This window comes from Rhodococcus ruitaii, from assembly GCF_055230935.1.
In genome coordinates this window covers 44,086-58,891 of the sequence record NZ_JBUYWC010000014.1, presented here as the reverse complement: position 1 = coordinate 58,891, position 14,806 = coordinate 44,086, and the positions used below count along the sequence as shown (strand labels likewise).

The window sequence follows — 14,806 nt, the reverse complement described above, 5'->3', positions numbered from 1 at the left end:
ATCGACCGGATGCGGCGTCGGTCACGCCACCGCCTAGCATCGGAGCGATGACACGGGAGCTTGCCACCGCCTTCTGGCCGGACGTCGAATCCGGCACGGTGACGGTTGCCGTTCCGGTGGGCGCGTTCGAGCAACACGGACCCCATCTGCCCCTCGATACCGACACACGAATTGCCGTCGCTGTCGCCGAGGCTCTGCCCGGCGTCGCACTCGTCCCGCCGCTCGCGTACGGCGCCAGCGGGGAGCATGAGGGATTTCCGGGCACGGTGTCGATCGGGGCCGACGTCACGAAGCTGATGCTCGTCGAGTACGGCCGCTCGGCGTGCCGGTGGGCGCAGCGGGTTCTGTTCGTCAACGGTCACGGTGGCAATGCCTATCCACTGGCCGAGGCGGTCGCGCTGCTACGCTACGAGGGCCGGGACGTCGCGTGGTTGCCGTGCGCGGTTCCCGGATCCGACGCGCACGCGGGCATCACCGAGACGAGCTTGATGCTGCATCTCGCGCCCGACATGGTCGATATGGACCGCGCTGCAGCCGGTGCGACCGAACCGATCCGCACCTTGATGCCGCGGCTGCGTGAAGCCGGTATCGTTTCGGTGTCCGCGAACGGTGTGCTGGGTGATCCGGCCGGATCCACCGCCGAACTCGGGGCCGACTTGTTCGTGAATCTGGTGGAGCGGGCGACCGCGCAGGTCGCCCGGTGGCAACCGGGGACGGAGGGGAGACTTCGGTGAGTCAGGCGGCATCACCACGGGTCGCGCAGACCAGACTGGCCAGGCTTCCCGACGGCTTCGGGGTGCGTGTCGATCCACGCGTGCGCAGGTTCGCGGCCGGGCGTGTCCTGATCGGTGGTTCACCCACCCGTATGCTCAAACTCGCTCCCGCTGCTGCGGCCATGATCGACGGAGATTTCCTCGAAGTCGTCGATTCGCAGACGGCGGTGGTCGCGAGGCGATTGCTCGATTCCGGCGTCGGTAACCCCCGCCCCACCGTGTTGCCATCGACCTCCGACGTGACGGTGGTGATCCCCACGAAGAACAACGAGGCGGGCTTGCGCCGGCTGTTGCACGCATTGCACGGGCACCAGGTCGTCGTCGTCGACGACGGCTCCGATACTCCGATCAAGACGCCCGAGAGCGGCAATGTTCGTGTGCTTCGACACGATGTGTCGCGAGGTCCCGCTGCCGCACGGAACACCGGATTGCGCGACACATCAACCGAATTCGTGGCTTTTCTCGACTCCGATGTGGTACCTCGGCTCGGATGGCTCGAGGCGAGCCTCGGGCATTTCAGTGATCCGGCCGTCGCGCTCGTGGCCCCGCGCATCGTCGCACTCGATCCGGACAACGGCGCGCTCGCACGGTATGAGCACGCGCGCTCGTCGCTGGACCTGGGGCGACGTGAATCTGCGGTGGTCGCCGGTGGCCCCGTCTCGTACGTACCGAGTGCGGCTCTGCTCGTGCGCCGCCACGCGCTCGAGGCGGGCGGTGGATTCGACGAGTCGATGCAGGTGGCGGAAGATGTCGATCTGTGCTGGCGACTGCAGGCCGACGGATGGCGGCTGCGGTACGAACCCATCGCACGCGTTGCACACGACCATCGGACCAAGTTTCGAGACTGGATCACCCGCAAGGCATTCTACGGAACGGGTGCTGCTCCGTTGGCCGCCCGGCACCAGGGTTCGGTGCCCCCGGTGGTGATGTCGATCTGGACTCTGCTCGCATGTCTCGCGCTGGCGACCTTCACTCGGATCGGTGTGGTGGGAGCGCTGCTGACCCAAGTGGTGACGCTCGTGCGATTGCGCCGGATGTTCGCGGAACTCGATCAGCCGACACGGATCGCCGCGGTCCTCACCGCCCAGGGATTCGCCGGAGGTCTGTGGCAGGTTGCGTCGGCGGCGTGCCGGCACTACTGGCCGGTGACCCTGGTCGCGTCACTGTTCTCGTCGAAGGTTCGACGAGCTGTGCTGGCTTTCGCTGTGGCTGAGGGTATCTGGGATTGGATAGGCCATCGCGAGGACGGCGGGATCGATCCGATCCGCTACGTGCTGTACAAACGACTCGACGACCTTGCCTACGGAGCCGGCCTGTGGAAAGGTGCGTTCGACGCCCGCGATCCATCGGCGCTGATCCCTGACATCCGGAACTGACATGCTCCCGCAGCGTGCCGACGTCGTGGTGATCGGCGGTGGCAGTTGCGGCAGCGTGATCGCTGCGACGCTGAGTGGTGATCCCGGCCGGTCGGTGTTGCTGCTCGAAGCCGGACGGGGGTACCAACCGGGGCCCACGCTTCCGTCGGAATTGCGTGATCCTGCAGTGCTCCCGGTCGGACCCGGGAGTGAGTGGACCGCAGCCTATTCCGCGCACCTCACGGAGGGGCGCGACGCGACGGTGGTGCGGGGCCGGGGGCTCGGTGGTTCCGGCGCTGTCAACGGTGCGTACTTCGTCCGTGCACGCCCCGACGATTTCGAGCGCTGGCCGCGGTCCTGGTCGTACGACGAGGTGCTCCCGTACTTTCGGGCAATCGAAACGGATATCGACTTCGTCGGCGGCATACACGGCAGCGACGGACCCATCCCGGTCAGGCGGACTCCGCCCGAGCGGCTCCATCCGGTGTCGGCCGAATTCCACGCCGCAGCTGTGGCAGCGGGGCACCACCCGGTGGACGACCTCAACGCACCTGGACCGGTGGGGGTCGGCCATGTGCCGATGAATGTCCGCGACGGCGTACGTCACGGACCCGGCCTCGCGTATCTCGTCCCCGCGATGGACCGGCCCAACCTGACGGTGCAGACCGGGGCACGGGTGCTCCGGATCGTCGTGTCGAAGGGGCGGGCAACCGGGGTGGAGATCGCCGTCGGTGCGAACGTCCACCGGATCGAAGCCGACCACGTCATCGTGTGTGCGGGCGCGGTGTGCTCACCGCAGCTCCTGATGTTGTCGGGAATCGGACCGGCGTCGCAGCTGCGGAGCCTGGGAGTCGGCGTTGCGCACGACCTCGCGGGAGTGGGTGACGGATTCGGTGACCACCCGGAAATTACTGTGCCGTACCGATATCGGCGCGGGCTTCCCGCACCGGCACCGGTGCTTGAAACCGTGCTGCATACCGGCACCCTCGAATTGCGCGCGTACACGGTGCCGTTCGGTGTGGCGATCCCCGGCAGTGGTGTCGCCGATCCGGTGCTCGGTGTCGTGCTCACGCGCCCCCGCAGTCGCGGAAGGGTGGTGCTCGATCCGCAGAATCCGTCGGCGCCGCCCGTCCTCGACTACCGCTACCTCGCGCATCCCGACGACCGCGGTGCGGTGCGCGACGGTGTCCGCCTGGCAACATCGCTGCTCTCGGCCATGACCGACGTCGTGGCACCCGGCAGCGTCGCTGTCGCGTCCGGGCGGGAAGAGCCGAGCGACGGGTGGCTCACTTCCCACCTCGGGACATCGCTGCACCTGTCCGGCACGTGTCGAATGGGAAGCGACGAGAACGCCGTGGTCGACGAGAGATGCCGAGTCCACGGCGTCGAGGGGCTGAGCGTTGTCGATACCTCCGTGTTTCCCGAGGTTCCGAGCCGCGGCCCGCACGCGACGGCTGTGATGCTCGCCCACCGTATCGCCACCCGTGCGCGCTTCTGGTAGTTCCTGCCACCGGAAGCGCGCACGGGCCGCGCCACGGTGGGTGTGATACGAACTGCAGTGTGATACGGACTACAGTGTCCTCATGGAGGATGCCGCCCGATGACCGATCATGGGACCGCGACGACCAACCCCTGGGTGGCGCTGCGCCCGGGTGAAGACGCAGCTGCTCACGCGCGGGCGGTGCTCCGGGCACACGGCACGGTCGTCGGTGAATCAGTGGGCGGACGCCCCGACGGAGTGCGATCGGTCGTCCACGACTCATGGCTCCGCAGCCTGCACAGGGGTATCGACCCCGATCTGGTTGCACAGCCCGCGCTGCTCACAGGCCATGATCTCGAGCAGTACCGCGCCGGCCACCCGATGGCCCTGATCCGGCCGGTCATCCGCTCGCTGCTCGTCGAGGACGCCGCCGACAGCGGTCTGCTCGTCGCCATCAGCGACGAACAGGGCAGGTTGCTGTGGGTGGAGGGGGACCACGCCGCGCGCGACCGCGCACAGACCATGAGCTTCGTCGAGGGTGCAGACTGGAGTGAAGATCGTGTGGGTACCAATGCGCCGGGAACCGCTCTGGCACTGGACCACTCGGTGCAGATCTTCGCTGCCGAGCACTTCAACCGCACGGTGCACGACTGGAGTTGCTCGGCCGCGCCCGTGCACGACCCGGCCAGCGGCCGGATCCTCGGGGCCATCGACATCACCGGCGGCTCGCGGGTAGCGGTCCCGGAAGTCCTGCAACTCGTTCGGGCAACCGTGGCTGCGGCCGAAGCCGAGTTGCGGCTGCACCTGGTGAACTCGCCGCACCTGTTCGCTTCGTCGGCGCCGCGGCTCGAGACATTCGGATCGGGCCGTCCGTCGCTCCGGCGCGCCGGCGACCGCATCCCACTGTCGCAACGGCACGCGGAGATCCTGCTGATTCTCACCGAACATCCAGAGGGCTCGAGCTCGGATCGCCTCGCGGTCCTCCTCGACGAAGCCGAACTCGACTCTGTGACGATTCGGGCGGAAATGTCTCGCTTGCGTAAGGTGCTCGGTCCGGAGCACCTGGGGTCGCGCCCGTACCGGCTGTTGACAGATCTGGACAGCGACGTCGCGGACGTGCGCCATGCGCTCGATCGCGGGGATGTCGACACCGCCATCCGTCTCTACAGTGGCCCGGTGCTGCCCGGCTCCGATGCGCCGGCTGTCGAGGAGATTCGGGACGACCTGCGCGCCAGGGTGCAGGCGGCACTGCTGCGTAGCGGTGACGAACAGCTGCTGGCGCGGTGGACGGCGTCGATCCACGGACGCGACGATCTGACGGCGTGGTCGGCGTACCTGACCACCCTGGATCCCGCATCGCCGCAGTTCGCGCAGGTGAAGGCGAAGATCGAGCGGTTGGACAGGACGCTCGCAACGTAGTTGCAACCTCGACGCTTCTAGTGTCTCGAGTCACAGTGAGTCGCATCACTCGACCAGGATGCACGACGTAAGAGGAGACGCATCATGACCGTGTACGCCCGCCCCGGTTCAGCCGACGCCATCATGTCTTTCCAGTCCCGCTACGAGAACTGGATCGGCGGCCAGTGGGTTGCACCCGTGAAGGGGGAGTACTTCGAGAACGTCACCCCGGTAACCGGTCAGGTGTTCACCGAGGTTGCCCGCGGTACCGAAGAGGACATCGAGCTCGCGCTCGATGCCGCCCACGCCGCCGCTCCGGCATGGGGCAAGACGTCGCCCGCCGAGCGCGCCGTGATCCTCAACAAGATCGCCGACCGCATCGAGCAGAACCTCGAATCCATCGCGCTGGCGGAATCGTGGGACAACGGCAAGCCGATCCGCGAGACTCTCAACGCCGACATCCCGCTTGCGATCGACCACTTCCGCTACTTCGCGGGTGCCATTCGTGCGCAAGAAGGTTCGATCTCCGAGATCAACACCGAGACCGTCGCCTACCATTTCCACGAGCCGCTCGGTGTCGTCGGCCAGATCATTCCGTGGAACTTCCCGATCCTCATGGCCGTGTGGAAGCTCGCCCCCGCCCTGGCCGCCGGTAACGCGATCGTGCTCAAGCCGGCCGAGCAGACGCCCGCGTCGATCCTTCACCTGATCTCGATCATCGGCGACCTGCTGCCCCCGGGTGTGCTGAACATCGTCAACGGGTTCGGTGTCGAGGCAGGCAAGCCGCTCGCGTCGAGCCCTCGCATCCGCAAGATCGCCTTCACCGGCGAAACCACCACCGGGCGCCTGATCATGCAGTACGCATCGCAGAACCTGATTCCCGTCACCCTCGAACTCGGCGGTAAGAGCCCCAACATCTTCTTCTCCGATGTCCTGTCGGCGAACGACGACTACCAGGACAAGGCGCTCGAGGGTTTCACAATGTTCGCCCTCAACCAGGGTGAAGTCTGCACGTGCCCGTCGCGTGCGCTGATCCAGAAGGACATCTTCGACGACTTCCTCTCGCTGGCTGCAGTCCGCACCAAAGCCGTGCGTCAGGGCGACCCGCTCGATACCGACACGATGATCGGCGCGCAGGCGTCGAACGACCAGCTCGAGAAGATCCTGTCGTACATCGAGATCGGCAAGAGTGAGGGCGCCAAGGTCATCACCGGTGGTGAGCGCGCCGACCTCGGCGGCGATCTGTCGGGTGGCTACTACGTGCAGCCGACGATCTTCCAAGGCGACAATTCGATGCGCATCTTCCAGGAGGAGATCTTCGGCCCGGTCGTGTCGGTCACGTCGTTCGGCGACTTCGACGACGCGATCAAGATCGCCAACGACACGTTGTACGGTCTCGGCGCGGGCGTGTGGTCGCGCGACGGCGGCGTCGCCTACCGTGCCGGCCGGGCTATCCAGGCGGGTCGGGTGTGGACGAACACCTACCACCAGTACCCGGCGCACGCCGCGTTCGGTGGCTACAAGCAGTCGGGCATCGGTCGCGAGAACCATCACATGATGCTCGATCACTACCAGCAGACGAAGAACCTCTTGGTGTCCTACGCCCCGAAGGCCCAAGGCTTCTTCTGATCCCGCCCTGATAACCGCCAACCGAGTCCGAGCGAATGTACCCTTCGTCTCGTTCAGTCGAACCAGGGATACATTCGCTCGGTGACGGGAAGGTCTACCACGCCATGTCCGCACCACTTCGCATCGTCGCAACCGAAGATGCCGTCGACCTCCTCCGGCGTCTGTCGGACCGGAACGGTCCGCTGATGATGCACCAGTCGGGCGGCTGCTGCGACGGCTCTGCACCGATGTGTTATCCGGCCGGTGATTTCATCGTCGGAGACCGTGATGTGCTACTCGGGCTCCTCGACCTGCGGCTCGCGGTGGGGGAGACCGCACCGGATCTACCGTCGGGGAAGAGCGCAGTGCCGGTGTGGATCTCGGGCTCCCAGTTCGATGCGTGGAAGCACACGCAACTGGTGCTCGACGTGGTGCCCGGTCGTGGTTCCGGTTTCAGTCTCGAAGCGCCAGAAGGCCTGCGTTTTCTCAGTCGAGGCCGCGCTTTCACTCCCGAGGAGGATGCGTCGCTCGCTGGTGAACCGCTCCTGCTCGGCAAGCAGTGGGCTGCCGGATCCCGCCCCGAGCCGGCGGCCGAAGCACTCGTGGTGGCGACCGCCTCGGATGCGTGCCCGGTGCCGGGCGTGGTGCCGCCCGCATAGCGTCGACGAGGCCTGGGCTCCTCCACAGGTGGGCTGGCTTTTTCATTTCCGATATCGCATCCGGACGGCGCGCGCCGTGGAATGGCTGACACCGGTCGGGGTGGGACGCGTCCTCGAGCTCGGTGCCGGATCGGGGCAGCTGACACGAAGTCTGGTCGACCGTGTGCCGGCTGTTGTCGCTGTCGAGCCGGTGGGTGTGGATGTGGGCGAGGTCTGCGACCTTCTGGCGCTTGCAGTCGGAGGTTCGGACCCCGATCGACTCGGCCGTGCTCGAGCCCGCTACAGCGCCGGTTCGGCCGAACTGGCCGCGGCGTTCGCCGAGGGTTCACTGGTCGGCGTCGTCGGCTACTGCCAGACGACCGAGACGCTGTCGGCTTCTATCGGTCGATCGGGTTCGCTATCGAATCGCTCGGCGAACTGTATCCCGGCGTCGAGCGGTTCCGGGCGGTCTTACGATCCCATCCTGCTGCAAGCACTTCGATCAGTACGAGGAGTACAGACTCGGCCGGATCACCGCCACGGAGGTAGCGCAGATGCGGATCGACAACGTCGAGGCGCGCTACGGCCACCGCTGGTGGACGGTGGAGGAGTTGGCCGTCACGGAGGAAACGGTGCGGCCGAAGGGGATGGCGGACTTGCTGCCTGATGTTCTCGCCAGCGAGGACAGACGTGGTGCATCCGTGCACCTGGGCGATTTCAACGAGGACACCGATCCCGATTGACAGCAAGTGATGGGTGCGCCCCGTCACGGTGGCCCGCTGCGACGGTGAGGCGCTGGTCCTGATGTCGCAGCGCGAGGCCGCGGGCTTCTCGCGGCTGCTGGACCACACAGCTCACTCACCGTCATCCTCGCCGACAGCTGCTCGCTCACCGAGCGCATGGCTGGGGCCTTCCCGTGGATGCTCGCCGTGTCGCCCGGCGATCGGGAGTCTTGTGCGCGGGACCTCGTGGATGCGGCGCGCGCCTCGTTCTCCACCGACCAGCCGCACCTGGCGATCGCCGAGCTGACGTCCTGGAAGGAGACGGCCACGCCGTTCACGAGCAGCGCAGACGCTATCGACCACTTCGCGTCCACCACATGCTGCTTCGGCATCACACGAAGGTCCGGCGGATATCCCGAGGTCTACGCCCCTCACGACCCCTTTCACGTTCGTGACCTCGTTCGTCGCAGTTCGTGGGGCCGCCCGGTTGGTCCGGGCGTGGAATAGTCAGTCCATAGTGCAGTCGAGCTCGGAGGTGTCGATGACGAAATACCGGCAGCAGCTCACAGGGACCACGTACGAGTTCCACGGCATCGTCGACCTCCTCGCGAAGGCGACCCCGCGCAGATCCGGTGACGAACTCGCCGGGTGCGCCGCCGAGTCGGGCACCGAACGCGTCGCCGCGCAGTGGGCGCTCGCCGACGTTCCCCTCGACACGTTCCTCACTGAGCCCGTGGTGCCGTACGAGACCGACGAGGTCACCCGGCTCATTCTCGACGGTCACGACGGTGACGCCTACCGGCCGGTGTCGCATCTGACCGTCGGCGACCTGCGTGACTGGCTGCTCGACACAGCTTCCCGCCCCGGCGCCGCTGCCGCATTCGCGGCAGTCTCACAGGGGATGACACCCGAAATGGTTGCGGCCGTCAGCAAACTCATGTCGAATCAGGATCTCGTTGCGGTCGCCCGCGCGGTCGAGGTGACGTCGGCGTTCCGCACCACCATCGGGTTGCCCGGACGCCTCGCGACCCGCCTGCAACCCAACCATCCCACCGACGATCCGCGAGGAATCGCCGCAGCGACCCTCGACGGACTGCTCCTGGGGTGCGGCGACGCGGTCATCGGCATCAATCCCGCGACCGACTCACCACAGGCGACGTCGGAGTTGCTGCACCTGCTCGACGACATCCGCACACGGTTCGGCATCCCGATGCAATCGTGCGTGCTCTCGCATGTCACCACCACCGTCGGCCTGATCGAGGCCGGTGCACCCGTCGACCTGGTGTTCCAGTCGATCGCGGGAACCCAGGGCGCCAACACGGGCTTCGGAGTGAACTTGGATCTGCTCGGGGAGGCGAACGCGGCGGGCAGGTCGCTGGCACGCGGGACCGTCGGCGACAATGTCATGTACTTCGAGACCGGGCAGGGGTCGGCGCTATCCGCCGGTGCACACCTCGGCACCGATGGCCGGCCCGTCGATCAGCAGACCCTCGAAGCCCGTACATACGCGGTGGCGCGTGCGTTCGATCCGTTGCTCGTCAACACCGTCGTCGGGTTCATAGGCCCCGAATACCTCTACGACGGCAAGCAGATCATCCGGGCAGGCCTCGAAGACCACTTCTGCGGCAAGTTGCTGGGCCTGCCGATGGGCGTCGACGTGTGCTACACCAATCACGCCGAAGCCGATCAAGACGACATGGACTCGTTGCTCACGCTCCTCGGCGTCGCCCGGGTGTCGTTCGTGATCACGGTGCCCGGCGCCGATGACGTGATGCTCGGATACCAATCCCTGTCGTTCCACGACGCGCTGTACGCGCGGCGCGTCCTCGGACTCCGGTCTGCGCCGGAGTTCGAATCGTGGTTGCAGGGTCTCGGCATGGCCGACGGCGCCGGCCGTCTTCTCCCCGTCGATGTGGCGTCGTCGCCGCTGCGGGCGCTTGCCGGAGGCATGGTTTGAGTGCGATCGGTCCGGACGACTTCTGGACGACGCTGCGCACCTCGACACGTGCACGCATCGGACTCGGACGTGTCGGCGACGCGCTCCCTACCGTCAGGCTCCTCGAGCTTCGAGCCGCGCACGCCGCGGCCCGCGACGCCGTCCACCGGCAACTCGACGTCACCGAGTTCGCGCACATGGTGGAGCAGGCGAACCTGGGTTCTCCACTGGCCGTGGAGAGCCGCGCCCGCGACCGCAGTGAATATTTGCGTCGACCCGATCGCGGGCGCCTCCCGTCCGATCTCACGCAGCTTCCCGTGTCCGGGGCCGACATCGGACTCGTTCTCGCCGACGGTCTTTCGGCCCGTGCGCTCGAAGAGCACGGAGTGCCGACCGCCCGGGCGATCATGGACGCGCTGCCGCGTCACCTGTCGGTTGCACCCCCGGTCATCGCGACATCGGCGCGGGTCGCGCTCGGCGACCACATCGGTGCGATGCTCGCCGTGCAGACGGTGGTGGTGCTCATCGGGGAGCGACCGGGGCTGTCGTTCACCGACAGCCTCGGCGTGTACCTCACACACCGGCCTCGGCCCGGCCGCGCGGATTCCGAGCGGAACTGCGTGTCGAACGTGCACCCACCGCACGGTCTCGGCTACTCGCAGGCAGCGCGGGTAGTGGCGAGCCTGATCGGCGGTGCACGGCAGCTGGGGCGCTCGGGTATAGAGCTCAAAGACGTCGGTGCTCGGAACAGGGTGGAGGGTGGCGACCCCGGCCGTGAACTCGATGGGTGAGAATCGAGACGCGGACCGATCCCGGTTCGGTAGGCGATGCGGGCTCCGCCCGCGCGGTTTCGGCCCCGCCGGGGGCGACGAGGAGTGAGAGATGGCCTTCGCGGGCAACGTGGACGAGTTGGCACTGCTGCAGGCGGTGCGGTTGAAGAAGCAGGTCACGGCGGAGGTGCTGGCCGCACACCTGGGTGTATCGGTGTCGTCGGGTCAGGCGGCGCTCTCCGCGCTCGTCGACCAGGGCAAGGCCGCGTCGTCCGACGGTGGTGTCGCGCTGACCGACAAAGGGTTCGCGGAACTGTCCGACCAGCTCGACGCGGAACGGGTGTCCATCGACGAGGATTCCATCGCGGAATTGTTCGAGCAGTTCGGCCCGCTCGACGAGACGCTGACGAAGCTGCTCGAGGACCCGGACTCCGACGGCTTCCTCGACGAGTTGATCGGCCTCGACCGGAAGGCACAGAATCTGTTCGACGACGTGTCCGCATTCGTTCCGCGTCTGTCGCGGTACCAGGATCTGTTCGCGGAAGCGCTCGAGAAGGTCAAGGGCGGCTCGCTGGCGTGGGCGACCGCAGGCAACATCGACTCGTACGCGACGGTGTGGCGGGAGATGCGCGCGGAGCTCGAAGGCGCATCCGGGAACTGACCCCGCAGAATAGTTCGTTCGGCACACTATGTGATTCCCCTCACGATCACCCTCTTTCGGGGGTGGTGGCGGGGTGAGGCAGGTCACTAGTTTTCCTTCCAATCCGCGGCGACGTATCGGACCGCGGTCAGGACGGACAACGGAGGATCCACGTGACCACTGTGTCGACACCAGGGGCAGGCGAACCCCCAGTGGAGCAGGCGGCGGGAGCCGGGCATCCCGGCCCCGCCGCAACAGCACCCCCCGGCAACACCGGAGGGCCGGGCATACGCCGTGTCGCTATTGCAAGCTGCATGGGCACAACGATCGAGTTCTACGATTTCTTCATCTACGGCACTGCCGCAGCGCTCGTGTTTCCCACTGTGTTCTTTCCGGCGCTCGGTGCGACCGCGGGCACGGTTGCGTCGTTCGCGACATTTGCCGTGGCCTTCATCGCCCGCCCGGTCGGAGCCATGCTCTTCGGTCATTTCGGTGACCGAATCGGCCGCAAGAAGACCCTCGTCTCCACATTGCTCCTCATGGGCATCGCGACCCTGCTCATCGGCCTGCTCCCCGGCGCCGAGACCATCGGTGTGGCAGCGCCGATCATCCTGGTGCTCCTGCGCTTCGCGCAGGGCTTCGCGGTCGGGGGCGAGTGGGCCGGTGCCACATTGCTCACCGCCGAGTACGCGCCACCGGGCAAGCGCGGCCTCTACGCGATGTTCCCGCAGCTCGGCCCGGCCATTGCCTTCGCGCTCTCGAGCGGAACGTTCCTCTTCACCGGACTTGCACTCGGCGACACCAACGAGGCGTTCCTCAACTACGGATGGCGGATCCCGTTCCTGTTCAGCATCGTGCTCGTCGCGGTCGGCCTCTACATGCGCCTCGCGATCGAGGAGACACCGGTGTTCCGCGCCGAGACAGAAGCCCGCGCTGCCGAACCCGTGCAGAAGCGCACCCTGCCGTTCCTGGATGCGCTGCGCCACCAGACCAAGGAAATCCTCCTCTCAGCTGGTGCCCTCGCGATTATGTTCGCCTTCTTCTACATGGGTACCGCCTACCTCACGAGCTACGCGACGTCGACCCTCGGCTTCGACCGGCCGTTCGTCCTGACGGTGGGAATCGCATCATCGGTGGTCTTCGGCGCGGCGATCGTGCTGTCCGCGCTCTACTCCGATCGGTTCGGGCGGCGGCGCGTGATCATGGTGTCGTGCGCCTTCTCCGTCCTCTGGGCGCTCGCACTGTTCCCGCTGCTCGATACCGGCTCCCCGGTCGCGTTCGTCGTCGGCATGATGGTCACCCTCGCGATCTTCGGTATCGCCTACGGCCCGTGCGGTGCGCTGCTGCCGGAGATGTTCCACACCCGGTACCGCTACACCGGCGCGGGACTCGGCTACAACCTCGCCGGTGTGCTCGGTGGCGCCATCCCGCCGATGATCGCTGCACCGCTCGCCGCCGCGTACGGCGGTATCGCGATCGGCATCATGCTCATGGTGATCGGCCTCGTGAGCCTCGTCTGCACCGCGGCTCTCGTCGAAACCCGCGACCGAGCGCTGTAGGAGCGGGCGGAAGGCGCCTTCCGCTTCTGCCTCGGCAGCTGTCCAGAATCCGCACACCTGAGCCGAGAAAAGACGACGATGGTGGAAGAACTCGTCTGTCCGGCCGCGACCACCGCAGGAGATTCATCATGACCGGCATCGCCACCCCCGCAGTACCAAGCTACGACTCTGGGATAGGGGATGTTCCGCTGCTGGGCGACACCATCGGCGACAACCTCGACCGCACCGTCGCCAGGCACGGCGACCGGGACGCGCTCGTAGAACGAGCCACAGGCCGGCGCTGGACATATTCCGAGTTCGCCACCGAGGTCGACGCTCTGGCCCTCGGACTGCTGCGTGCGGGCATCGGCAAAGGCGACCGCGTGGGAATCTGGGCTCCCAACTGTGCCGAATGGGCGTTCGTGCAGTACGCCACCGCCAAGATCGGCGCCGTGCTCGTCAACATCAACCCCGCGTATCGCTCGCACGAACTGCAGTACGTGCTCGCGCAGGCGGGCATCCGGATGCTGATCTCCGCACCGGAGTTCAAGACCTCCGACTACGCCGCGATGATCGGTCAGGTGCGCGGCGAGTGCCCAGACCTCGAGCAGGTCGTGCTGATCGGTCGCTCGGAGTGGGACGAGCTCGGCGCCGCCGGCCGCGCGGCGCTGGACGCCGATCGGTCGGCGCTCGTCGCAGCCGGCAAGGAACTCTCGCCCGACGACCCGATCAACATCCAGTACACGTCAGGAACCACCGGGTTCCCGAAAGGGGCCACCCTCAGTCACCACAACATTCTCAACAACGGATTCTTCGTCGGGGAACTGTGCCACTACACCGAGCGGGACAAGGTGTGCATTCCCGTGCCGTTCTACCATTGCTTCGGCATGGTCATGGGTAACCTCGCGTGCACGAGTCACGGTGCGACCATGGTGATTCCCGCGCCGGCGTTCGATCCGACCGCCACCCTTGCGGCCGTCGCCGAAGAACGCTGCACGTCGCTGTACGGCGTGCCGACGATGTTCATCGCCGAACTCGCCGACCCGTCGTTCGAGACCGTTGACCTGTCGAGTCTGCGCACCGGCATCATGGCCGGTTCGCCGTGCCCGGTCGAGGTGATGAAGCATGTCATCGAACAGATGGGGATGGCCGAGGTATCCATCTGCTACGGGATGACCGAGACCTCGCCGGTGTCGCTGCAGACCCGCAGCGACGACACCATCGAGCAGCGCGTATCCACCGTGGGGAGGGCGGGGCCGCACATCGAGGTCAAGATCGTCGATCCGGCGACCGGGTTGACCGTGCCGCGCGGTGAGCCGGGGGAGTTGTGTACCAGGGGCTATTCGGTGATGCTCGGCTACTGGAACGACAGTGACAAGACCGCCGACGCAATCGATTCTGCTCGTTGGATGCACACGGGCGACATCGGTTCGATGGACTCCGAGGGGTACGTGTCGGTGACGGGCCGGATCAAGGACATGGTGATCCGCGGCGGCGAGAACATCTACCCCCGTGAGGTCGAAGAATTTCTCTACACGCACCCCGACATCCTCGATGCCCAGGTCGTGGGTGTTCCGGACGCGAAGTACGGCGAGGAACTGATGGTGTGGGTGCGCCTGCGTGAGGGGGCCGATGCGCTCGACGCGGACGCGCTGCGCGAATTCTGCACCGGCAAACTCGCGCACTACAAGGTCCCGCGCTATGTCCACGTCGTCGACGAGTTCCCCATGACGGTCACCGGCAAGATCCGCAAGGTCGAGATGCGTGAGGTGTCGGTCGCCCTCCTCGAGGAGGCAGATCGGACGTGAACCCGCTGCGGCGGTGTCCACATCTTGGACAGTTCGGGGACGCCCCTCCGAGGGAGTATGACTCGTGTCACACTACTTATGGAGGTTCGTATGACTGCCGTGGCCGAGTGCGCTGTCGCCCCCTGCGTGTCCGAGAGATG

The 14,806-nt window shown here is 66.6% G+C and carries 13 protein-coding genes; all 13 read left to right on the top strand.

Translation table 11 applies throughout. The features are described 5' to 3' along the window. The first annotated feature begins 47 nt into the window (after positions 1-47). The 13 genes from mftE to ACZI8W_RS18390 all read left to right on the top strand — a co-directional run bounded on the left by mftE (position 48) and on the right by ACZI8W_RS18390 (position 14,666). Complete coding sequence (gene mftE / locus ACZI8W_RS18450; protein WP_463369966.1) at positions 48-734, top strand: mycofactocin biosynthesis peptidyl-dipeptidase MftE; 687 nt, start codon at positions 48-50, stop codon at positions 732-734. After that, positions 731-2,149 (top strand): mycofactocin biosynthesis glycosyltransferase MftF, encoded by a 1,419-nt coding sequence (mftF, locus tag ACZI8W_RS18445; RefSeq protein ID WP_463369965.1) that lies wholly within the window; start codon positions 731-733, stop codon positions 2,147-2,149. The genes mftE and mftF overlap by 4 nt, the downstream gene beginning before the upstream one ends. 1 nt (position 2,150) lies before the next feature. Then, entirely contained in the window at positions 2,151-3,629 is a 1,479-nt protein-coding gene (gene mftG / locus ACZI8W_RS18440) for a mycofactocin dehydrogenase MftG (RefSeq protein ID WP_463369964.1), read from the top strand. A 99-nt stretch (positions 3,630-3,728) separates the two neighbouring features. Beyond that, on the top strand, positions 3,729-5,027 hold the full coding sequence (locus ACZI8W_RS18435) for a transcriptional regulator (protein ID WP_463369963.1): 1,299 nt from the start codon (positions 3,729-3,731) through the stop codon (positions 5,025-5,027). An 84-nt stretch (positions 5,028-5,111) separates the two neighbouring features. After that, entirely contained in the window at positions 5,112-6,635 is a 1,524-nt protein-coding gene (gene adh / locus ACZI8W_RS18430) for an aldehyde dehydrogenase (protein ID WP_463369962.1), read from the top strand. Between the two features lie 104 nt (positions 6,636-6,739). Continuing rightward, a complete protein-coding gene (locus tag ACZI8W_RS18425; protein ID WP_463369961.1) occupies positions 6,740-7,273 on the top strand; it encodes a DUF779 domain-containing protein in 534 nt (177 codons plus the stop codon). Between the two features lie 533 nt (positions 7,274-7,806). Beyond that, on the top strand, positions 7,807-7,995 hold the full coding sequence (locus ACZI8W_RS18420; RefSeq protein WP_463369960.1) for a hypothetical protein: 189 nt from the start codon (positions 7,807-7,809) through the stop codon (positions 7,993-7,995). A 156-nt stretch (positions 7,996-8,151) separates the two neighbouring features. Next, positions 8,152-8,481 (top strand): nucleotidyltransferase family protein, encoded by a 330-nt coding sequence (locus ACZI8W_RS18415; RefSeq protein WP_463369959.1) that lies wholly within the window; start codon positions 8,152-8,154, stop codon positions 8,479-8,481. Positions 8,482-8,515: 34 nt separating this feature from the next. Beyond that, positions 8,516-9,931: an ethanolamine ammonia-lyase subunit EutB gene (locus ACZI8W_RS18410; RefSeq protein WP_463369958.1), complete on the top strand. Its 1,416-nt coding sequence runs from the start codon at positions 8,516-8,518 to the stop codon at positions 9,929-9,931. Next, complete coding sequence (gene eutC / locus ACZI8W_RS18405) at positions 9,928-10,701, top strand: ethanolamine ammonia-lyase subunit EutC (RefSeq protein ID WP_463369957.1); 774 nt, start codon at positions 9,928-9,930, stop codon at positions 10,699-10,701. Before ACZI8W_RS18410 ends, eutC begins: the two co-directional genes overlap by 4 nt. Positions 10,702-10,792: 91 nt before the next feature. Then, the gene (locus tag ACZI8W_RS18400; RefSeq protein ID WP_463369956.1) at positions 10,793-11,341 is read left to right on the top strand and encodes a hypothetical protein; all 549 of its coding nucleotides are present in this window, start codon (positions 10,793-10,795) and stop codon (positions 11,339-11,341) included. 152 nt (positions 11,342-11,493) lie between these two features. Beyond that, positions 11,494-12,879, top strand: coding sequence for an MFS transporter (locus ACZI8W_RS18395; protein ID WP_463369955.1), 1,386 nt, complete (start codon positions 11,494-11,496; stop codon positions 12,877-12,879). Positions 12,880-13,007: 128 nt separating this feature from the next. Continuing rightward, positions 13,008-14,666: an AMP-binding protein gene (locus ACZI8W_RS18390; protein ID WP_463369954.1), complete on the top strand. Its 1,659-nt coding sequence runs from the start codon at positions 13,008-13,010 to the stop codon at positions 14,664-14,666. Positions 14,667-14,806 lie beyond the last annotated feature (140 nt).

Bases quoted from the DNA above. Each gene is read 5' to 3' on its own strand.
- mftE (WP_463369966.1), top strand. From the start codon at position 48: ATGACACGGGAGCTTGCCACCGCCTTCTGGCCGGACGTCGAATCCGGC.
- mftG (WP_463369964.1), top strand. From the start codon at position 2,151: ATGCTCCCGCAGCGTGCCGACGTCGTGGTGATCGGCGGTGGCAGTTGC.
- ACZI8W_RS18435 (WP_463369963.1), top strand. From the start codon at position 3,729: ATGACCGATCATGGGACCGCGACGACCAACCCCTGGGTGGCGCTGCGC.
- adh (WP_463369962.1), top strand. From the start codon at position 5,112: ATGACCGTGTACGCCCGCCCCGGTTCAGCCGACGCCATCATGTCTTTC.
- ACZI8W_RS18425 (WP_463369961.1), top strand. From the start codon at position 6,740: ATGTCCGCACCACTTCGCATCGTCGCAACCGAAGATGCCGTCGACCTC.
- ACZI8W_RS18420 (WP_463369960.1), top strand. From the start codon at position 7,807: ATGCGGATCGACAACGTCGAGGCGCGCTACGGCCACCGCTGGTGGACG.
- ACZI8W_RS18415 (WP_463369959.1), top strand. From the start codon at position 8,152: ATGGCTGGGGCCTTCCCGTGGATGCTCGCCGTGTCGCCCGGCGATCGG.
- ACZI8W_RS18410 (WP_463369958.1), top strand. From the start codon at position 8,516: ATGACGAAATACCGGCAGCAGCTCACAGGGACCACGTACGAGTTCCAC.
- ACZI8W_RS18400 (WP_463369956.1), top strand. From the start codon at position 10,793: ATGGCCTTCGCGGGCAACGTGGACGAGTTGGCACTGCTGCAGGCGGTG.
- ACZI8W_RS18390 (WP_463369954.1), top strand. From the start codon at position 13,008: ATGACCGGCATCGCCACCCCCGCAGTACCAAGCTACGACTCTGGGATA.